The sequence below is a fragment of the Amycolatopsis bullii genome (assembly GCF_014654205.1).
Classification (GTDB): Bacteria; Actinomycetota; Actinomycetes; order Mycobacteriales; family Pseudonocardiaceae; genus Amycolatopsis; species Amycolatopsis plumensis.
The window spans coordinates 159464-179219 of sequence record NZ_BNAW01000004.1 but is presented as its reverse complement, the minus strand read 5'-3'; the positions used below and the strand labels follow the sequence as shown (position 1 = coordinate 179219).

Annotated in this window: 18 protein-coding genes; 11 read left to right on the top strand and 7 right to left on the bottom strand. The window is 70.6% G+C overall.

Going from position 1 to position 19756, the window contains the following annotated elements:
- The first annotated feature begins 14 nt into the window (after positions 1-14).
- From IE317_RS07555 to IE317_RS07540, 4 genes are all read left to right on the top strand, one after another.
- Entirely contained in the window at positions 15-668 is a 654-nt protein-coding gene (locus IE317_RS07555) for an ATP-dependent Clp protease proteolytic subunit (RefSeq protein WP_191307633.1), read from the top strand.
- Between the two features lie 230 nt (positions 669-898).
- A complete protein-coding gene (gene clpX / locus IE317_RS07550; RefSeq protein ID WP_004562779.1) occupies positions 899-2194 on the top strand; it encodes an ATP-dependent Clp protease ATP-binding subunit ClpX in 1296 nt (431 codons plus the stop codon).
- Positions 2195-2244: 50 nt separating this feature from the next.
- On the top strand, positions 2245-2670 hold the full coding sequence (locus tag IE317_RS07545) for a hypothetical protein (RefSeq protein WP_191307632.1): 426 nt from the start codon (positions 2245-2247) through the stop codon (positions 2668-2670).
- 53 nt (positions 2671-2723) lie between these two features.
- Positions 2724-3644, top strand: a complete 921-nt coding sequence (locus tag IE317_RS07540; protein WP_191307631.1) for an anti-sigma factor RsbA family regulatory protein — start codon at positions 2724-2726, stop codon at positions 3642-3644.
- Positions 3645-3679: 35 nt separating this feature from the next.
- Here the strand turns inward: IE317_RS07540 and IE317_RS07535 are convergent, their stop codons facing one another.
- Together IE317_RS07535 and IE317_RS07530 are read right to left on the bottom strand one after the other, a co-directional pair.
- Positions 3680-4633 carry an alpha/beta hydrolase gene (locus IE317_RS07535; RefSeq protein ID WP_191307630.1) on the bottom strand — a complete coding sequence of 318 codons (954 nt, stop codon included), beginning with the start codon at positions 4631-4633 and terminating at the stop codon, positions 3680-3682.
- A gap of 78 nt (positions 4634-4711) precedes the next feature.
- Positions 4712-5419 carry a TetR/AcrR family transcriptional regulator gene (locus IE317_RS07530; RefSeq protein WP_191307629.1) on the bottom strand — a complete coding sequence of 236 codons (708 nt, stop codon included), beginning with the start codon at positions 5417-5419 and terminating at the stop codon, positions 4712-4714.
- A gap of 62 nt (positions 5420-5481) precedes the next feature.
- Here IE317_RS07530 and IE317_RS07525 point away from each other — a divergent pair, with 62 nt between their 5' ends.
- A complete protein-coding gene (locus tag IE317_RS07525) occupies positions 5482-6921 on the top strand; it encodes a carotenoid oxygenase family protein (protein ID WP_191307628.1) in 1440 nt (479 codons plus the stop codon).
- On the opposite strand, the gene fdhD is transcribed toward IE317_RS07525, so the two are convergent.
- On the bottom strand, positions 6918-7742 hold the full coding sequence (gene fdhD, locus IE317_RS07520; RefSeq protein WP_191307627.1) for a formate dehydrogenase accessory sulfurtransferase FdhD: 825 nt from the start codon (positions 7740-7742) through the stop codon (positions 6918-6920). The two genes, IE317_RS07525 and fdhD, sit on opposite strands and share 4 nt — an antisense overlap.
- A gap of 102 nt (positions 7743-7844) precedes the next feature.
- Between fdhD and IE317_RS07515 the strand changes: the two genes are divergently transcribed.
- From IE317_RS07515 to IE317_RS07500, 5 genes are all read left to right on the top strand, one after another.
- Positions 7845-9194, top strand: a complete 1350-nt coding sequence (locus IE317_RS07515; protein ID WP_191307626.1) for an L-lactate MFS transporter — start codon at positions 7845-7847, stop codon at positions 9192-9194.
- Entirely contained in the window at positions 9194-9319 is a 126-nt protein-coding gene (locus tag IE317_RS45075) for an MFS transporter small subunit (RefSeq protein ID WP_268246858.1), read from the top strand. The genes IE317_RS07515 and IE317_RS45075 overlap by 1 nt, the downstream gene beginning before the upstream one ends.
- Positions 9316-10068, top strand: coding sequence for an SDR family NAD(P)-dependent oxidoreductase (locus tag IE317_RS07510; RefSeq protein ID WP_191307625.1), 753 nt, complete (start codon positions 9316-9318; stop codon positions 10066-10068). Before IE317_RS45075 ends, IE317_RS07510 begins: the two co-directional genes overlap by 4 nt.
- 51 nt (positions 10069-10119) lie before the next feature.
- The gene (locus tag IE317_RS07505) at positions 10120-11559 is read left to right on the top strand and encodes an LCP family protein (RefSeq protein WP_191307624.1); all 1440 of its coding nucleotides are present in this window, start codon (positions 10120-10122) and stop codon (positions 11557-11559) included.
- Between the two features lie 345 nt (positions 11560-11904).
- A complete protein-coding gene (locus IE317_RS07500) occupies positions 11905-12429 on the top strand; it encodes a hypothetical protein (protein ID WP_191307623.1) in 525 nt (174 codons plus the stop codon).
- Here the strand turns inward: IE317_RS07500 and IE317_RS07495 are convergent.
- The 4 genes from IE317_RS07495 to IE317_RS07480 all read right to left on the bottom strand — a co-directional run bounded on the left by IE317_RS07495 (position 12420) and on the right by IE317_RS07480 (position 16988).
- Positions 12420-14741 (bottom strand): FdhF/YdeP family oxidoreductase, encoded by a 2322-nt coding sequence (locus IE317_RS07495; RefSeq protein ID WP_191307622.1) that lies wholly within the window; start codon positions 14739-14741, stop codon positions 12420-12422. The two genes, IE317_RS07500 and IE317_RS07495, sit on opposite strands and share 10 nt — an antisense overlap.
- A gap of 42 nt (positions 14742-14783) precedes the next feature.
- Positions 14784-16085 (bottom strand): MFS transporter, encoded by a 1302-nt coding sequence (locus IE317_RS07490; RefSeq protein WP_191307621.1) that lies wholly within the window; start codon positions 16083-16085, stop codon positions 14784-14786.
- 65 nt (positions 16086-16150) lie between these two features.
- Complete coding sequence (locus tag IE317_RS07485) at positions 16151-16588, bottom strand: MarR family winged helix-turn-helix transcriptional regulator (protein WP_191307620.1); 438 nt, start codon at positions 16586-16588, stop codon at positions 16151-16153.
- Between the two features lie 106 nt (positions 16589-16694).
- Positions 16695-16988, bottom strand: a complete 294-nt coding sequence (locus IE317_RS07480) for a hypothetical protein (protein ID WP_191307619.1) — start codon at positions 16986-16988, stop codon at positions 16695-16697.
- A 56-nt stretch (positions 16989-17044) separates the two neighbouring features.
- Here IE317_RS07480 and IE317_RS07475 point away from each other — a divergent pair, with 56 nt between their 5' ends.
- Entirely contained in the window at positions 17045-19666 is a 2622-nt protein-coding gene (locus tag IE317_RS07475; protein WP_191307617.1) for a valine--tRNA ligase, read from the top strand.
- The last annotated feature ends 90 nt before the right edge of the window (positions 19667-19756 follow it).

The following is a 19756-nucleotide window of genomic DNA, read 5'->3' as shown; positions in this document are numbered from 1 at the left end:
CAAGGAGACTTTCGATGAGCAACTTCAGGCTCCCGGGTGACTTCCAGGGCCCGAGCGTCCCCCAGTCGCGGTACATCCTGCCGTCGTACGTGGAGCGGACCAGCTACGGGGTCAAGGAGTCGAACCCGTACAACAAGCTGTACGAAGAGCGGGTCATCTTCCTCGGCGTGCAGGTGGACGACGCGTCGGCCAACGACGTGATGGCCCAGCTGCTGCACCTCGAGCACGAGGACCCGGACCGCGACATCCTGGTCTACATCAACTCGCCGGGTGGCTCGTTCACCTCGCTGATGGCGATCTACGACACCATGCAGTTCGTCCGCCCGGACATCCAGACGTACTGCCTCGGCCAGGCCGCCTCGGCCGCCGCGGTGCTGCTGTCGGCCGGCACGCCGGGCAAGCGCTACGCGCTGCCGAACTCCCGCGTGCTGATCCACCAGCCGGCCACCGAGGGCACCTACGGCCAGGTCTCCGACCTGGAGATCCAGGCCAACGAGATCCAGCGGGTGCGGCGCCAGATGGAGGTCATCCTGGCCAAGCACACGAACAAGGACCCGGACCAGATCCGGACCGACATCGAGCGCGACAAGATCCTCACGGCCGAAGAGGCCAAGGCGTACGGCATCATCGACGAGGTGCTGCCGTACCGTAAGGCATCGGCTCTTTAGATCCGCCAGGCCGGTGTGTGTCGAGAAGACGACACACACCGGCATCCTGGTTTAGGGTCGTCCTCTGACGTGCTCCCGGAGCTCGTGGGTGTTCCCGCCCGCGGCATCGGACGGGTACCGTCAGTGGCAATGCGTGAGGCTCGCACCCGGTCACCGCACCGGGGGGTCGCACCGTCGCAACACACGTCAGGCGCGCCGAACCCGCGCCGGAGGGGACGAGGTCAACGGCCATGGCACGGATCGGTGACGGCGGAGACCTGCTGAAGTGTTCTTTCTGCGGGAAGAGCCAGAAGCAGGTGAAGAAGCTCATTGCCGGCCCCGGGGTCTACATCTGCGATGAGTGCATCGACCTCTGCAATGAGATCATCGAGGAGGAGCTGGCCGAAGCCGGCGACGTCAAGCTCGACGAGCTGCCCAAGCCCGCCGACATCCACGAATTCCTCGAGCAGTACATCATCGGCCAGGAAGACGCCAAGCGGACGCTGGCAGTGGCGGTCTACAACCACTACAAGCGGATCCAGGCGGACGACAAGGCCGGGCCGAAGGACTCCAAGGAGGAGTCGGTCGAGCTCGCCAAGTCGAACATCCTGATGCTCGGCCCCACCGGGTGCGGCAAAACCTACCTGGCGCAGACGCTCGCGAAGCTGCTGAACGTGCCGTTCGCCATCGCGGACGCCACGGCGCTGACCGAAGCGGGCTACGTCGGCGAGGACGTCGAAAACATCCTCCTCAAGCTCATCCAGGCGGCGGACTACGACGTCAAGCGGGCCGAGACCGGGATCATCTACATCGACGAGGTCGACAAGATCGCCCGCAAGAGCGAGAACCCGTCGATCACCCGGGACGTCTCCGGCGAGGGCGTCCAGCAGGCGCTGCTGAAGATCCTCGAGGGCACCACCGCCTCGGTGCCGCCGCAGGGCGGCCGGAAGCACCCGCACCAGGAGTTCATCCAGATCGACACGACGAACGTGCTGTTCATCGTGGCCGGCGCGTTCGCCGGGCTGGAGAAGATCATCAACGAGCGGGTCGGCAAGCGCGGCCTCGGCTTCGGCGCGGAGATCCGCACCAAGTCCGAGATCGAGGAGAGCGACGTCTTCTCCGACACCATGCCCGAGGACCTGATCAAGTTCGGCCTGATCCCGGAGTTCATCGGCCGCCTCCCGGTCGTGGCGACGGTGAACCACCTGGACAAGGACTCGCTGGTCAACATCCTCACCCAGCCGCGCAACGCCCTGGTGAAGCAGTACAAGAAGCTCTTCGAAATGGACAACGTCGAGCTCGAGTTCACCAAGACCGCGCTCGAGGCCATCGCCGACCAGGCGGTCCTGCGCGGGACCGGTGCCCGCGGGCTGCGTGCGATCATGGAAGAAGTGCTCCAGCCGGTGATGTACGACATCCCGAGCCGCGACGACGTGGCGAAGGTCGTCATCACCGAGCAGACCGTCCGGGAGAACGTGAACCCGACGATCGTCGCCCGGCAGCCGACGCGGCGCGCGCGCAGCGAGCGCGGCGAGAAGTCGGCCTGACGCCGGGCGTCTCCGGGCCGCCCGGCCCGGAGACCCGACAGGAAAGCTGAATGACTGCTGACTCTTTCCCGGGTTCCGGGGCTGCTCCGGGCGGCGGCGTGCAAGCGCCGGCCCCGCCGGCCCCGGAACCTGCCGGGACCACCCCGGCCGGGACGACCCCGGCCGGGCCGGTCCTGGGGTTCCGCGAGCTGAGCGAGCGCGTGATCGCGTCCGTCGCCGACCGGTACCCGTGGCTGAACCGGGTGCTGATGGGCATGCTGGCCGTGTTCACCGGCACCTGCGTCGTCGCCGTCGTCTCGCGGCTGTCCCCGTTGCCGCTGATCCCCGTGCCGCTGTTCGTCGTCGCGGCGTACGGGCTGCGGCAGGCCCGCGGCGTGACCGAGCGGCGTCAGCTGTTCAACTGGGTGCTCCTGTTCGCACTGGCGACCATCGTCGGCTTCTGGCTGATCGCGGTCGTCGGCCGTTGGGTGGAGTGACATTCCGGCGTCCGGCGGGTTTGAGCTCGTCTCCGCCGGGGTAAGCCCCCCTCGTGGTAGATGCCCTCAGACCGTTCCGGCATCCCGCACTCTTCTATCGCGGCGACACCGAGTACCTGGACGGTGTCGTCCCGTTCCTGCTCGAAGGTCTCGACCGGGGTGAGCCCGCGGCCGTCGCCGTCCCCGGCCGCAACCTGCTGCTGATCGAAAAGGCCCTGGAAGACCGGGCGAGCGAAGTCCGGCTGATCGACATGCAGCGGGCGGGCCGCAACCCCGGCGCCATCCTGCCGTCGGTGCTGCACGCCTTCGCCGCCGAGCACGCCGGCCCGGTGCGCATCGTGGGCGAGCCGATCTGGGCCGGCCGCACGGACTCGGAGTACTCGGCGTGCGTGGTGCACGAAGCTCTCATCAACAACGCCTTCGCCGGTCGTGACCTGGCGGTGCTCTGCCCGTACGACGTCGGGGAGCTGCCGCCGCCGGTGCTGGCCGACGCCGAGCGGACCCACCCCGAGCTGTGGGGCCTGGCCGGGCCGTTCATCAGCCCGCGGTTCGACCCGGACGGCGTGCGCGCGGACTTCACGCGGCCGCTCGAGGCGCCACCGGGCGCGGTCGAGCGCGAATTCGACCTGGGACAGCTGGCGTCGTTGCGCGGCTTCGCGGAGATCTGGGCCGCCCGGCACGGCCTGCGCCGGCCCCGCCGGGACGACTTCGCGCTGGCGATCGCCGAGCTGACGGCGAACAGCGTCCTCTACGGCGGCGGCACCGGCGTCCTGCGGCTGTGGGCGGAGGACTCGCAGGTGGTCTGCGAGGTGAGCGACGCCGGCACGATCGCCGAGCCGCTGGCCGGCCGCATCCCCCCGTCGGCGACCACCCTGGGCGGCCGCGGCCTGCTGCTGGTCAACCGCGTGGCCGACCTGGTCCGCACGTACTGGGTCCCGGGCCGCACCACCACCCGCATCCACTTCACGCGCTGACCCGCCGCCCGAACTGCATGGGGGCAGGGGCTGGGTCAGTCGGCGCGGGGGACGTGCTTGCCGAGGAAGCTGACCAGGCTGGGCACCACCGTGCGGTTGAACGGGTCGCCGTGCTTGCCGTGGGCGGTGTGCGCGACCGCCGGGTGCGCCGCCTCGATGTAGCGGCGGACACCGGTGATGAACGGGTCCTCCGTGCCGCACCAGATGCCGTTGGCCACGCCCTTGGTCTCGTCGATGTGCCGCAGCGGGTCGAGGGCCGTCCAGTCCTGGATGCCGGTGAAGATGTGCCGCTTGGCCATCTCCGGCCAGGACGTGATCAGCGCCGGCGCCAGCGTCGCGACGGCGGACGGCGGCTGGCGCCGCTCGACGCGGCGGCGCGTGTACACCAGCGCGCCGAACCCGCCCATCGACACGCCGGTGCAGGCGAACGGCTGACCGGTCGGGCCGGCGAAGCCGCGGGCCCGCAGCCACTGCGGGACCTCCTCCAGCAGCATCGCCATCGGGTCGTCGCCCGGGTGGACCTGGTGCCAGTAGTTGTCGCCGCCGTCGACGGCCACGAAGCCGAACGCCGGCACCGCCTTGCGGGCGACGTCGCTGGCGAGCTGCTTGAGCGTGCCGGTGGGCGCCGCGCTGCGGGCGTTGCCGTGCAGGCCGTGCAGCATCAGCGACATCGGCAGCCCCTTCGGCGGGGTCTTCGACGGCAGGATGAACACCAGGTCGACCATCCGGCCGCGCGCCGCGGAGTAGACGCGCTCGACGCGCGTGCTGCCCAGCTGGGTGGTCGGGTTCGACGACGTCACGCCGAGCGTGCGCTGCAGGGCCTGGCTGAACGGCAGCTTGCCGGTGGCGGTGCCGACGGCCAGCCCGGTCACGGCCAGCCCGGACGCGCCCGCGATCAGCACCGACCGGCGGCCGATCCACCGCCGGGCGCCCTGGACCGCCCCGGCGACCGCTCCGGCCGGCTCCGCGTCCCCGTTTTGCTCGTTCACCCTGTCTCCATCCCCCTGCCCCCTGATAAGGACGCCGCGCACCCGCTCCGCGTTCCCTCGCGTCCGGCGTTCACCGGGTTATTCGTCAACACCCTGCCCGGCGTTTCCGGTCCTCGTCCGCCAAGCCGCCCGCGCGGCCTCGGCCGAGCGCCCGGCTTCGTCCACAGTGTCCCCGAGACCCACCGCCATGGTGATCCCGAGGGGGATCAAAATGTGGTCTATGCCCTGTTCGCCGGGGCCGAAGTGCCCCGACGCCTCCAGTGTGACGAATCCGTGCAGCGCACTCCAGAGCTGGGCGGCGGCCTGGTACTCGTCGGAGGGCCGGAACCGGCCGGCCGCGATGGCCCGCTCGGTCGCCCGGACGATGTGGGCGAACGCCTCCAGTCCCTCCTGGGCGGCTTCGCGGCCTTCTGCGGTGGTGAGGTCGGACAGCGTCGCCCGCTTGCCTCCGGGGGCGGACTGGCCGAAGGACACCGCGAACAGCTGCGGCTGCTCGGCGACCGCCTGCCGGTAGGTGCGGGCCAGGCTGAAGATGTCGGCCACCGGGTCGTCGGTCAGGGGGACCCCGGCCAGCCACTCCGACAGGCGCAGGAAGCCGGCCCGCGCGACCTCGTCGACCAGCGCGGCCATGCCGCCGAAGTGCGTGTAGACCGCCATCGTCGAGACGCCGACCTCCGCCGCCAGCTTGCGGGCCTGCAGGGCTTCGGGTCCGTTTTCGTCGAGCAGCCGGATGGCGGCCTCGACGAGCCGGGCCTTGACGTCGGTCGCGCGCGGTTTGGGACTCATGCTTGCCAGTATCCCATAACCCTGTTATATCTGGTTTCATAACCAAGTTATGGAGGGGTCCCATGGGCAACAAGTTCCTCGAAGGAAACTTCGCCCCGGTCAGCCGGGAGCACACGATCACCGAGCTCGCCGTCACCGGCCGGATCCCGGACTTCCTCGACGGCCGGTACCTGCGCAACGGCCCGAACCCGCTGTCCGAGGTGGACCCGGCGGCCTACCACTGGTTCATGGGCGACGGCATGGTCCACGGCGTGCGCCTGCGCGACGGGAAGGCCGAGTGGTACCGCAACCGGTGGGTCCGCAACCCCGCCGTCGCGGCGGCGCTCGACGGCGAGGACGCGAGCCGGTTCTGCGGGCTGGACGCGCTCGGCGCCAACACCAACGTCATCGGCCACGCGGGCAAGACCCTCGCCCTGGTCGAGGCGGGCGCGCCGATCTACGAGCTGACCGACGAACTCGACACCGTCGGCCGCTGCGACTTCGACGGCACGCTGCCCGGCGGCTACACCGCCCACCCGAAGCGCGACCCGCGCACCGGCGAGCTGCACGCCGTCTCGTACTTCTTCGGCATGGGCAACAAGGTCCAGTACTCGGTGATCGACACGGCCGGCCGCGCCCGCCGCACGGTCGACGTCGAGGTCACCGGGTCGCCGATGATGCACGACTTCTCCCTGACCGAGAACCACGTCGTGTTCTACGACCTGCCGGTGACGTTCAACGCGGAGATGGCGGTCGCCGCCGGGGTGCCGGCCGCGCTGCGCACGCCGGCGAAGCTGGTGGTGTCGGCCATGGTCGGCAAGGTGCGCGTCCCGGACCCGGTGACCGCGATGATGGCCCGCAAGATCGGCGCGAACGGCGGCCTGCCCTACCGCTGGGACCCGAAGTACCCGGCGCGGATCGGCATCATGCCCCGCGAAGGCGGCAACGCGGACGTCCGGTGGTTCGAGGTCGAGCCGTGCTACGTCTTCCACCCGCTCAACGCCTACGACGACGGCGACAGCGTCGTGCTGGACGTCGTCCGCCACCCGCGGATGTTCGACCGCGAGCTGCACGGCCCGGACGAGGGCGGCCCCACCCTGGACCGCTGGACGGTCGACCTGGCCGCGGGCAAGGTCCTGGAGGAGCGCCTCGACGACCGCGGCCAGGAGTTCCCGCGCGTGGACGAGCGCCTGGTCGGCCACCGCCACCGCTACGGCTACGCGATGTCGGCCGACGGCGGCGCCGACCCGGGCGGTTCGCTGTTCAAGCACGACTTCCACACGGGAGCGCGGCACGAGCGCGCGTTCGGCGCGGGCCGCCAGCCGGGCGAGTTCGTGTTCGTCCCCCGCCACGAGGAGGCGGCCGAGGACGACGGCGTCCTGATGGGCTTCGTGTTCGACCCGGCGACCCGGCGCAGCGACCTGACGATCCTGGACGCGGAAACGCTGGAGACGGTCGCGGCGATCCACCTGCCGGACCGCGTGCCCCACGGCTTCCACGGCAACTGGGTGCCGGTCGGCTAGGTCAGGATGCGGTGGTCGCCGGTGTAGAGGTTCATCGAGTCGCCGCGCAGGAAGCCGATTAGGGTCATGCCGTTCTCCTCGGCCAGCTCCACCGCCAGTGACGACGGCGCCGACACCGCGGCCAGCAGCCCGATGCCCGCCATCGCGGCCTTCTGCACCAGCTCGAACGACGCTCGCCCGGACACCAGGAGGCCGTGGCCCGGCGCCGGGATCCGGCCCTCGAGGACCGCCCAGCCCAGCACCTTGTCCACCGCGTTGTGCCGGCCGACGTCTTCGCGGACGACGTCCAGCGATCCGTCCGGGGTGAACAGCGCCGCCGCGTGGAGGCCGCCGGTGCTGGCGAACACCTTCTGGCGCGCGCGCAGTGCGTCCGGCAGGCCCGCCAGGGTCGAACTCTTCACCGCGAACGCCGCCGAGGCGGGGGAGAAGCGGGTGCGGAGCTTGACCGCGTCGAGCGCGGCCTTGCCGCAGACCCCGCACGACGACGTCGTGTAGAAGTTGCGCTCGACACCGGTGTCCGGCGGCGGGACGCCGTCGGCGAGCGCGATGTCCAGCACGTTGTAGGTGTTGCGACCCTGTTCGTCGACGCCGTCGCAGTACCGGGCCACCGCCACGTCCGCGCGCCCGCCGATCACGCCCTCGGACAGCAGGAACCCGTGGGCGAGCTCGACGTCGTGCCCGGGCGTGCGCATGGTCACCGCCAGCGCCCGGCCGCCGACCCGCAGCTCCAGAGGCTCTTCGGCCGCCAGCGCGTCGGGGCGGCGCCGGTCCCCGGTCGCGGAGATCCGCCGCACCGGCCTGCGCACGGTCACCCTGCCCATCAGCACATCCTTCGCTGCCCGAAAGTTCGACACTCGTATGGTGCAACACTGGTGATTTAGTAATACATTCCCTTCATCATCCTCAGAATACGGAGGGAACCGATGGCTCTCGGCTTCCTGGACCGATCCCGGATCGTGGCACCGCCGAGCTGGACGCGCTGGCTGGTGCCGCCGGCGGCCCTGTCGGTACACCTGTCGATCGGGCAGGCCTACGCGTGGAGCGTCTTCAAGACCCCGCTCGAGAAGACCCTGCACCTCAACGGCACGCAGAGTTCCCTGCCGTTCCAGCTCGGCATCGTCATGCTGGGGCTGTCCGCCGCGTTCGGCGGCACCCTCGTCGAAAAGAACGGCCCGCGCTGGGCGATGTTCGTGTCGATGTGCTGCTTCGCCAGCGGGTTCCTCATCTCCGCGCTCGGCGTGGCGACCGGGCAGTTCTGGCTGGTCGTCGCCGGCTACGGCGGGATCGGCGGCATCGGGCTCGGCATCGGCTACATCTCGCCGGTGTCGACGCTGATCAAGTGGTTCCCGGACCGGCCGGGCATGGCCACCGGCATCGCGATCATGGGCTTCGGCGGCGGCGCGCTGATCGCCTCGCCGTGGTCGTCGTCGATGCTGGGCACCGCGCCCACGGCGAGCACCATCGCGACGGCGTTCCTGATCCACGGCGTCGTCTACGCGGTGTTCATGTCGATGGGCTGGCTGCTCGTGCGGGTGCCGGCCGACGACTGGAAGCCGGCGGGCTGGGAACCGAAGACCGACCACGGCAAGGCGATGATCAGCACGGCGAACGTCTCGGCCGCCAACGCGATCAAGACGCCGCAGTTCTGGTGCCTGTGGGTGGTGCTGTGCTTCAACGTGACCGCGGGCATCGGGATCCTGGAGAAGGCGTCCCCGATGATCGTCGACTTCTTCAAGAACACGTCCACCCCGGTCGGCACGGCCGCGGCGGCCGGGTTCGTCGCGCTGCTGTCGCTGTGCAACATGCTCGGCCGGTTCGTCTGGTCGTCCACTTCGGACCTCGTCGGCCGCAAGAACATCTACCGCACCTACCTCGGCGTCGGCGCGCTGCTGTACCTGGTGATCGCGCTGACGCAGAACTCGTCGAAGCTCGTGTTCATCCTGTGCGCGATGGTGATCCTTTCCTTCTACGGCGGCGGGTTCGCGACGGTCCCGGCGTACCTGAAGGACCTGTTCGGCACCTACCAGGTGGGCGCGATCCACGGCCGGCTGCTCACCGCCTGGTCGGTGGCCGGCGTGCTCGGCCCGCTGATCGTCAACCGCATCGCCGACGGCGAAAAGGCGGCGGGCAAGTCCGGCCCGGACCTGTACACGACGTCGTTCTACATCATGATCGGCCTGCTCGTGGTCGGCTTCGTGGCCAACGAGCTGGTGCGCCCGGTCAAGGAGAAGTTCCACGAGCCGGTCCCGGCGGCCGCGAGGAGTGAGGCGTGATGACCGAACCGACGGCGAAACCCCACCGGACACCCCTGATCGTGCTGGCCTGGGCGTGGGTGGTGCTCCCGTTCGGGTACGGGGTGTACCAGCTCTTCCTGAAGCTGGTCCAGCTTTTCGGATGAGCAGGGGAGTGCTCGTCACCGGCGCGTCCCGCGGTATCGGGCGCGCGGTGGCCACCGCGTTCGCGGCGCGGGGTGACCGGGTGGCCGTCCACTACGGACACCGCGCCGCGGACGCCGAAGAGACGCTGAAAGCGCTCCCCGGCGACGGGCACCTGCTGATCGGCGGCGACCTCGCCGACCCCGAAGCCGCGCGGCGCATCGCCGACGCGGCCGAGGCCGGGCTCGGCGGGGTCGACGTGCTGGTCAACAACGCCGCCGTCGCGACGTCGGCCGAGACCGCGCACGCGATCGCCGAAGTGTCCTATGCGGACTGGCAGCGGATCTGGCGGCGCACCCTCGACGTCAACATCGTCGGGGCCGCGAACCTCAGCTACTGCGTCGCCCGGCACCTCATCGGGCGCGGCGCGCCCGGCCGGATCGTCAACGTCGGGTCACGCGGGGCCTTCAAGGGCGAGCCGGACCACCCCGCCTACGGCGCGAGCAAAGCCGCTCTGCACGCGTTCGGCCAGTCGCTGGCCGTTTCCCTCGCGCCCCACGGGATCGCCGTGACGTCGGTGGCGCCCGGGTTCACCGCCACCGAGCGCGTGGCCGCCCGGATCGACGACGCGGTGCGCGCGCAGAGCCCGTTCGGCCGGGTGGGCACGCCCGAGGAGGTCGCCGCGGCCGTCGTTTACCTGGCCTCGGCCGAAGCGGCCTGGGCGTCCGGCGCGATCCTCGATCTCAACGGGGCGTCACACCTTCGGATGTGACCCAACTCTCACTCGTGCAGCGGTTCCCGGCGTCCGGGCGTCCTGGGTGGCGTGCATGTGCTGGGGAAGATCGCCGTCGCCGGGCTGGCTCTCGTCGTGCTCGGCGGCACGGCGTACGGGTACGTCAACCTTCGCGCCCTCGACGGCGTGACGCGGGACAACGTGATCGACGAGGAGGGCGGCGGGGCGAAGCCGGGGGAGCAGCCCGCCGACGGCTCGCTCGACATCCTCCTCGTCGGCCGGGACGCCCGTTCCGACAACCAGGGCAACCCGCTCCCGCCGGAAATGCTGCGTGAGCTGCGAGCCGGCGCCAACGGCGACGACCTCACCGACACGCTGATCGTGCTGCGGATCCCGAACGGCACCAAGGAGGTGAAAGCGTTCTCCATCCCGCGCGACAGCTACGTCTCGATGGCGGGCGGGAAGGGCAAGATCAACGGCGCGTTCGGGCGTGCGAAGGCGGCGGAAGCGCGGCGGCTGCGCACCGCGGGCGAGACCGACAAGGCGAAGATCAACCAGGGTGCGCTCACCGCGGGCCGGCGGGCGACGCGGCAGGCGGTCGAGGACCTCACCGGGGTGAAGATCGACCACTTCGCCGAGGTCAACCTGCTCAGCTTCTACGAGATCAGCAAGGCCGTCGGCGGGGTCGACGTCTGCCTGAAGAAGGCCACCAAGGACGAGAACTCGGGCGCGAACTTCCAGGCCGGCCCCCAGCGCGTCTCGGGCGCGGACGCCCTCGCCTTCGTCCGGCAGCGCGACGGGCTCCCGGGCACCGACTTCGCCCGCGTCCGGCGCCAGCAGGTGTTCCTCGCCGGACTGGCCCGGCAGGTGCTGTCGGCGGGCACGCTGGCCGATCCGGGGAAGCTGTCGGACCTGATCGACGCGGTGAAGCGCTCGGTGGTGCTGGACGGCTCGTGGAACCTGCTCGACTTCGTCGGGCAGATGCGCGGAGTCAGCGGCGGCGGGATCCAGTTCGCGACGATCCCGGTCGTCAACGTCGACTACCGGTACGACCCGGTGAACAACCCCCGCGCGACGGCGGTGCAGGTGGACCCGGCCGCGGTGAAGGCCTTCGCGGCGAGCCTGATCGGCGGCACGCCGTCGGCCGCGCCCACCTCGCCGTCGACCTCGGCGCCCGCCGCGGCGGTCACCGTCGACGTCTCGAACGCGGGCCCGAAGGAAGGCCTCGCCGGCCGCGTGGCGGGTGTCCTGCGGGAGAAGGGGTTCACCTCGCGCGCGACCGGCAACTCCGACACCCGGCGGACCTCGCTCGTCCGCTTCGGCCCCGCACTGGCCGAACGCGGCGCCGAGGTGGCGAAGCTGCTGGGCGGGCTGACGACGCAGCAGTCCGCGTCGGTGCCGGCCGGGCACATCGAGGTGGTGCTCGGGACGGTGTACTCCGGCCCCGGCGCGGCGGGCGGCGGTGGCACCGGCCCCGGAGGCGTTTCGGACGATCCGATCACTTCGAACGGTGTCGTCTGCGTGGACTGACCCGACCGCGAATTGAACGACGGCGAAGTTCCGGATTTTCCGTCGAATCCCTGAAATGTGCGGGAATTTCCGCACGCATCCCCCCACTGGACCACAGTGGACCACCTGAGTCAGTGGTCTTGACGCTGACGCGCTGGTGAGGCAGGGTGCGATGACCGTCGGCGCGGACAGGACCGCGCCGCGGGAGAAAGTTCACCCGATCGGGTGGGCGATCTTGGAAAATCGATTTCAGGGAATACGGGAAGTCCGGAATTTATGCGCAGCAGCGTCGCCCGGGGTGGGTGGATCTTGCCCGTCCTCGCTTCAGCCGTTCTTTGTGCCGGGTGTCAATCGGCGTCCGCTTCGGTGCACTACCCGGGCGCGATCGACGCCTGCCGGCTGCCCGGGCCGAACGCGCAGGCGCAGCTCGCACCGGGAACCGTCGAGATCCCGGTCGACTCGGTGAAGGCCGCCGAGGCCAAGGTCATCCCGGAGGACCACGCCAGCGAGGGCAACGAGGTCACCACGTGCCGCAAGCTGTACGCGCGCGACCTCGGCGGTGGCAAGCCGAACCTGCAGGACTACCGGCTCGTCACGATCGCCGTCGTGCGGTTCACGCAGTCCGACGCGGACGAGGCCGCGGCCAAGGCCAGCCAGCTGATGACCGACGCCCTCGGTGACCACTCCGGGGTCCGGCTCGCCACCGGGGTCGGTGACGAGGCCGGCTTCTCCGAGCAGTGGGCCGCCGTGCGGACCGGGAACGTGGTGCTGGGCGTGGCCATCACCGACGGTGGCACCGAGGCCGCGATGATCCCGCCCGCGACGCTGGACAACGTGCAGGCGGTGGTCACGGACATGACCGGCACCCTGCAGAAGGACTATCAGGGCTGAGGGTCCGCCACGACCGGTTCGAGCCGCACGACGATCGCCTTCGACACCGGCGTGTTCGACTTGTCCGCCACCGAGTCCAGCGGCACCAGCGCGTTCGCCTCCGGGAAGTAGGCCGCCGCGCAGCCGCGCGCGGTCGGGTACGCGACGATCCGGAACGCCGGCGCCCGGCGATCGCCGTCCCGCCACTCGGAGACCAGGTCGACCAGGGCGCCGTCGGCCAGGCCGAGCGCCGCGAGGTCGTCCGGGTTGACCAGCACCACGCGCCGGGCGTTCTCGATCCCACGGTAGCGGTCCGAAAGCCCGTAGATCGTGGTGTTGTACTGGTCGTGGCTGCGCATGGTCTGCAGCAGCAGCCGGCCTTCGGGTGCCTGGGGGTACTCCAGCTCCGAGACCGTGAAGTTGCCCTTGCCGTTGGCGGTCCCGGTGAACTCGCGGGAGTCGCGCGGGGCGTGCGGCAGCACGAAGCCGTCCGGCTCGCGGACCCGGCGGTTGTAGTCCTGGCAGCCCGGTACGACCCGGGAAATGCGGTCGCGGATCAGGTCGTAGTCGGCCTCGAACGTCCGCCACGGCACGGCGTGGCCCGGGCCGAACAGCTTCTCCGCGAGCCGGCAGACGATGGCGACCTCGGAGAGCAGGTGCTCGCTCGCCGGCTTGAGGCGCCCGCGCGAGGGGTGGACCTGCGACATCGAGTCCTCGACCGTGACGAACTGCTCACCGCTCGCCTGGACGTCGCGTTCGGTGCGGCCGAGCGTCGGCAGGACCAGCGCGGTGCGGCCGTGCACGACGTGCGACCGGTTCAGCTTGGTGGACACGTGCACGGTCAGCGAGCAGGAGCGCAGCGCCTTCTCGGTCAGCTCGGAGTCCGGCGTCGCCGAGGCGAAGTTGCCGCCGACGGCGAAGAACACCTTGCCGCGGCCGTCGCGCATCGCCCGGATCGCGTCGACGGTGTCGAAGCCGTGCTCGCGCGGGACCTCGATGCCGAATTCGGCCGCGAGTGCGTCCATGAAGGACTGCGGCATCTTCTCCCAGATGCCCATCGTCCGGTCGCCCTGGACGTTCGAGTGCCCGCGCACCGGGCACAGGCCCGCGCCGGGCTTGCCGATCATGCCGCGCATCAGCGCGAGGTTCGCGATCTCGGAGATCGTCGGCACCGCGTGCTTGTGCTGGGTGAGGCCCATCGCCCAGCAGTAGATGGTGCGCTCGGAGGAGGCGATCATCCGCGCGACACGCTCGATCTGCGCTCGCGGGAGTCCGGTGGCGCGTTCGATCTCCGGCCAGTCGACCTCCCGGAGGTGCTCGGCGTAGTCGTCGAAGCCCTCGGTGACCCGGTCGACGAACTCGCGGTCGACGATCGCGCCGGGCGCTTCGGCGTCCCAGGCCAGCAGCAGGTGCCCGACGGCCTGGAAGAGCGCGAGGTCGCCGCCGAGGCGGACCTGGGCGAACTCGTCGGCCAGCGGCGTGCCCTTGCCGACGACGCCGCGGACGTTCTGCGGGTTCTTGAACCGCATCAGCCCCGCTTCGGGCAGCGGGTTGACGGCGATGATCTTCGCGCCGTTCCCCTTGGCTTCTTCCAGCGCCGAGAGCATCCGCGGGTGGTTGGTGCCCGGGTTCTGCCCCACGACGACGATCAGGTCGGCCTGGTGGATGTCGGCCAGGCTCACCGAGCCCTTGCCGACACCGGTGGTGGCCGACAGCGCCGCGCCCGAGGACTCGTGGCACATGTTGGAGCAGTCGGGCAGGTTGTTGGTGCCGAAGGAGCGAACCAGCAGCTGATAGAGGAACGCGGCCTCGTTGCTGATGCGGCCGGAGGTGTAGAAGATCGCCTCGTTGGGGTCGGTGAGCGCCTTGAGCTCACCGGCGACCAGCTCGAACGCGGCGTCCCACGTGATCGGTTCGTAGTGCGTCGCGCCTTCGCGCAGCACGAACGGCTCGGTGATCCGGCCCTGTTGGCCGAGCCAGTAGTCGGTCTTGGTTTCGAGGTCGGCGATCGGGTGCTGCGCGAAGAAGGCGCGATCCACCCGCCGTTTCGTGGCTTCCTCGGCGACGGCCTTGGCGCCGTTCTCGCAGAACTCGGCCAGCTTGCGCTTCTCGCCGTCGACCTCGCGGGGTTCCGGCCACGCGCAGCCCGGGCAGTCGAAGCCTTCGCGCTGGTTCAGCAGCCGCAGCGCCTTGACGGTCCGGCCGGTGCCCATCTGCTCGACGCTCCGGGCGAGCGACACCGCGACACCGGGGATCCCGGCCGCCCAGCCCTTCGGCTTGCCCACCTCGAGGCGGGTTTCGTCCACGTCCTGCGCCGGCGCTTCACGGGTCATGTGCCCATCGTGCGCCTCGATGATCGTCGACGGCCACCGGGGTCACGCGCGTGCGGCGCGCAGGCCCCGGTCGGCGACGGTCACTACCAGCAGCAGCCCGCTGATGACGACCAGCGCGAGGGCCAGCCGGTGCAGGCCGGCCGAGTCCGCGTGCGGGCCGTAGCAGAGCGCGATGAGCGTCGAGGCCACGATCGCCCCGAGGTACTGGGCGGTGCGGAACAGGCCGCTCGCGGTGCCCATCTGCTCGGCCGGGGCTTCGCGGTACAGCGTCGTCTGGTTCGCGACGCTGGTCAGCCCCTGCGCGAGGCCGAACAACGCGGCCAGGGCGAGCAGGGCGCCGGTCCAGGTGCCGTCGTGGACGAGCAGCAGCAGTGCCGAGCCGCCCGCGAGGGCCACCGCGACGGTGACCAGCCGCGCCTTGATGCCGGACGCCCGCCCGGAGAACGCCGCGGCGCAGACGGCGGTGCCCGACATCGGCAGCAGCATCAGCCCGGCGGCCTCCTCGGACAGCTGCCGCGCGGTCTCCAGCCACTGGACGTACCCGAACATGATCGCGTAGATGGCCATGAAGCTCAGCGCCTGCCGCAGGTAGGTCCGCAGGATCGCGCCGTTGGCGGCGAGCATCCGCAAGTCGAGGAAGGGCGCGTCGCGCCGCAGTTCGACGAGGGTGAAGGCGGTCCCGAAGGCGGCGACCACGGCGAGCAGCCAGACCTCGGCGCCGGGGTCCATCAGGAAGAACAGCAGCGCGAGCAGCGTCGCGGAGAACAGCGCGATGCCGAGCACGTCTATCCGGGTGGCGGTGCGCTCGCCGCGGTCGTCCTTCGGCACCCACAGCAGGGCCAGGACCAGCGAGAGCCCGGCGAGCGGGATGTTCACCGCGAAGATCGCCGGCCAGCCGAAGAGCCCGATCAGCAGCCCGCCCAGCGTCGGGCCGATCACCATCACCGTCTGGGCGGACATCGACAGCACCGACAGCACCCGGGCGGGGACGCCTTGGCCGTGCGCTTCGGCGTGGTGGCGCAGCACGGCCATCGCGGCCGGGAACCCGGCGCACGTGCCCAGGCCCAGGACGACCCGCACGCCGGTCAGCCACTCGACGGAGACCGGGATCATGCCCGCGATCCCGGCGACGATGACCAAGCTGGCACCGCCGAGCAGGACGCGGCGGGCGCCGTGGCGGTCGACCAGCAGGCCGACCACCGGCTGCCCGACGGCGGTGGCCAGGTAGAGGGCGGAGATCAGCCAGGCGGTCTGGCCGGGGCCGGCCCCGAAGCTCTGCCCGATCGGCACGAGCGCGACGGCGATGAGCGTGGAGTTGATCGGGTTGAGCACCGCGCCGGCCACCAGCGGGGTGACCAGGCGGGCGCCGAATTTCGCGGGTGCGGTGACGGTGGCCGTGAGGAGCTCCTTCAGTGTTCGGCGACGCGCTGCAGCAGCGGCAGCGCGCGGGTGACGGCGTCGAGTTCGGCGGGGGACAGCTCGTCCAGCAGCGCCTGGGCCAGCCACTCGTCCCGGTGCTGCTGGATCCCGCGCACGGTGTCGCGCCCGGCGCCGGACAGGCTGATCACCACCCGCCGCCGGTCGGCCGGATCGGGCGTGCGGTCGAGGTAGCCGAGCTCGTCGAGGACGCCGAGGGTGGCGGCCATCGACTGCTGCCGCACGTGCTCGGCGGCGGCCAGCTCACCCTGCGTGGCGGGGCCTTCGCGGTGGAGCCGGTGGAGCACGGCGGACTGGGACGGCGTCAGGATCCCGGCGTTGTCGACGTGACGCAGCCGCCGGTGCAGCTGCGCGACGACCCCGCGGATCCAGCCCGCGCTCTCGGCGACGTGCGGAGGTATTTCTCCCATGTACACAGTTTAACTGTGCAGTCCGAGCTGTGTATCTGGTTGTGACGAAGATCCGGCCGGGCGGCGGGCGAGGGCTGCTCGCGGGCCTGCCTCAGGTCGGCCGGCGTTACCCGAAGTACACGAATTCGTTGACGCCGATGCCCTGGAGCTGGTGCACGACGACCGCCGCGACGACCAGCACGACCACGATGAGCAGGGCGAGCACGCCCGGCCAGCGGCTCGCCCCCGGCTGCCGGTAACCCCCCGTGCGGCGTTCCTGCTTGCGGCGCTTCTTGAGGTCCTTCTTCGCGCCCAGCCAGGCGTCCCGGGCGGCGTACTTCTGCCAATCCGGGTTCATCAGGTCCGGGTGCGTCTCGAGGCGCCGGTCGTCCGGATCCTGCGGCTGCTGAGGCTGTGTCATCCCGAGTGCCTTCCCCCTGGGTGACCCGCCGTGACGGGTTCGTAGACTTGTCCATTGTGACCGAGAACGCTCCGCAGCAGACCACCGACCTTCCGGGTGCCTGGGACCCGGCCGCCGAGGAAGCACCGATGTACGACCGCTGGGTAGCGGCCGGGTACTTCACGGCCGACGCCTCGTCGGGGAAGCCGCCGTTCTCGATCGTACTGCCGCCGCCGAACGTCACCGGTTCGCTGCACATGGGCCACGCCCTCAACCACACCCTGATGGACGCGATGAGCCGCCGCCGTCGCATGCAGGGCTACGAGGTGCTGTGGCTGCCGGGCATGGACCACGCGGGCATCGCGACGCAGAACGTCGTCGAGCGCCAGCTGGCCGGCGAGGGCCTTTCGCGCCACGACCTGGGCCGCGAGAAGTTCGTCGAGCGCGTCTGGGAGTGGAAGGCCGAGTACGGCGGCAAGATCCTCGGCCAGATGAAGCGCCTCGGCGACGGCGTCGACTGGTCGCGTGAGCGCTTCACCATGGACGAGAACCTCTCGAAGGCCGTCCAGACGGTGTTCAAGAACTTCTACGACGAGGGCCTGATCTACCGCGCCGAGCGGATCATCAACTGGTGCCCGCGCTGCCAGACGGCGCTGTCGGACATCGAGGTCGACCACAACGACGACGACGGCGAACTCGTCTCGATCCGCTACGGCGACGGCGACACCGCGATCGTCGTGGCCACCACCCGCGCCGAGACGATGCTGGGCGACACCGCGGTCGCCGTCCACCCGGACGACGAGCGGTACGCGCACCTGGTCGGCACCGAGGTCGAGCTGCCGCTGACCGGCCGCCGCATCCCGATCGTGGCCGACAAGCACGTCGACCCGGAGTTCGGCACGGGTGCGGTGAAGGTCACCCCGGCGCACGACCCGAACGACTTCGAGATCGGCCGCCGCCACGACCTGCCGATGCTGACGATCATGAACGAGCGCGCGGAGATCACCGCGCCGGGGCCGTTCGAGGGCCTCGACCGGTTCGAGGCGCGCCCGGCGGTCGTCGCCGCGCTGCGGGAGGCCGGCCGGATCGTCGCGGAGAAGCGGCCGTACGTGCACGCGGTCGGCCACTGTTCGCGGTGCGACACGGTGGTCGAGCCGCGGCTGTCGCTGCAGTGGTGGGTCAAGGTCGAGGAGCTGGCCAAGCTGGCCGGCGACGCGGTCCGCGACGGCCGCACCAAGATCCACCCGCCGGAGCTGGGCAAACGCTACTTCGACTGGGTCGACAACATGCACGACTGGACGATCTCGCGCCAGCTGTGGTGGGGGCACCGCATCCCGGTGTACTACGGGCCGGACGGCGAGGTCGTCTGCGTCGGCCCGGACGAGCAGCCGCCGTCGGGCGAGGGCTGGACGCAGGACCCGGACGTGCTGGACACGTGGTTCTCCTCGGGCCTGTGGCCGATGTCCACGCTCGGCTGGCCGTCGTCCACCGAAGACCTGGCGCGGTTCTACCCGACCAGCGTGCTGTCGACCGGCTACGACATCCTCTTCTTCTGGGTCGTCCGGATGATGATGTTCGGCGTGCACCAGATGGACGGCAAGCAGCCGTTCGACCACGTCTACCTGCACGGGCTCATCCGCGACGCCCAGGGCAAGAAGATGTCGAAGTCGCGCGGCAACGTGATCGACCCGCTGGAGTGGATGGACGCCTACGGCGCGGACGCGACCCGGTTCACGCTGGCCCGTGGCGCCAACCCGGGCGCGGACATGGCACTGGCCGACGAGTGGGCGGCGGGTTCCCGCAACTTCTGCACGAAGCTGTGGAACGCGACGAAGTTCGCGATGATGAACGGCGCTTCGGTCGCCGCTCCGCTGCCTGCCTCTGCGGAGCTGACCGAGGCGGACCGCTGGATCCTGGGGCGTCTCGCCGCGCTGGTGTCCGAAGTGGACGGCCTGTTCGAGGACTTCCAGTTCGCGAAGGTGGCGGGCGCGCTCTACCAGTTCACCTGGAACGAGCTGTGCGACTGGTACCTGGAGCTGGCGAAGGTCCAGCTGTACCAAGGGGATTCCGCGCGCGTCTCCGCCACCCGTGCCGTGCTCGGACACGTGCTGGACACGGTGCTGCGGCTGCTGCACCCGTTCATCCCGTTCATCACCGAGAAGCTCTGGACGGCGCTGACCGGCGGCGAGTCGCTGGTGGTGGCGTCCTGGCCGGTGCCGTTCGAGGGTTACGCGGATCCGGCGGCCGACGCCCGGATCGCGGACGTCCAGAAGCTGGTGACGGAGATCCGCCGGTTCCGCGCGGACCAGGGCCTGAAGCCGGGCCAGAAGGTGGCGGCCCGGCTGGCGGGCTACGCGGGCGGCCACGAAGAGGCGGTCCGCTCCCTGGTGCGCCTGACCCCGGCTTCGGACGACTTCGCGGCGAGCGCCTCGCTGGAAGTGGCCCTGGCGGACGGCGTGGTGACGGTGGAGCTGGACCTGTCGGGCACGGTCGACGTGGCGGCCGAGCGCAAGCGCCTCCAGAAGGACCTCGCGGCGGCGGAGAAGGAGCTGTCGCAGACGGAGGCAAAGCTCGGCAACGAGGCTTTCATCGCGAAGGCCCCGGAGCAGGTCGTGGCGAAGATCAAAACCCGCAAGGAGACGGCGGCGGCGGACATCGACCGCATCACGGCCCGCTTGGCGGCGCTGCCGGCATCCTGATGGTGTGGAGGAAGCCCGGTGCTTCCTGAAGTTGTGGACGAAGCCCGGTGCTCCGGTTGCGGAGCGCCGGGCTTTGTCGTACCCCTCGGG